Origin of the sequence: Mesorhizobium sp. M7A.F.Ca.ET.027.02.1.1 (assembly GCF_004022985.1) — a bacterium.
Taxonomy (GTDB): Bacteria; Pseudomonadota; Alphaproteobacteria; order Rhizobiales; family Rhizobiaceae; genus Mesorhizobium.
Genome location: NZ_RZOL01000900.1, coordinates 1 through 570, shown reverse-complemented (window position 1 = coordinate 570; position 570 = coordinate 1). Strand labels below are relative to the sequence as shown.

1 protein-coding gene is annotated in these 570 nt (G+C 65.3%); it reads left to right on the top strand.

The features are described from left to right. A partial coding sequence (locus tag EN749_RS36905; RefSeq protein WP_189368056.1) for an aromatic amino acid lyase occupies positions 1–570 on the top strand: 570 nt, incomplete at both ends.

Here is a 570-nt window from a genome sequence, read left to right as displayed (position 1 = left end):
GCTCTGGGGCGATGAGCATGAGGCCGCGGCCCTGCAGGGTTTGCGGGAATTTCTGGTTGGCGCCGGCGATGGGCGACGCAATTATCAGGCGCCGGTCAGCTACCGCATCGTGCCGCGCGTCCTCGGCCAGGCGCATCGTGCGCTGTCGTCGACCGAGCAGGCAGCCACTGTGTCGCTGGCCTCTATATCGGACAATCCGGTCTACATCCCGCCCGACGATGCACATCCGCTCGGCCGCTGCATCTCGACCGGCGGCTATCACAACGCCATGGTGACGCCGGCACTGGATGATCTGGCGGCGATATGGGCCGACATCTGCCTGCTTTGTGATCGCCACGCCTCCAAGCTGCTCAACGGCAAGGTGTCGCTGCTGCCCGATCTGCTGATGACCGCACGTCACTCAGCCGACAGCGACGGCCACGGCAATGTCGGCTACGTGCCGATGGCGATCACCGGCTATCTTGAGCAGGCCAAGCTGGCCGCACAGCGCACCTTCATTCCAGGAACGGAATCGGCCGGCGCGGGGCAGGACGATGTCGCCACGACGGCGTTCTTCGCATGGACCAAGGA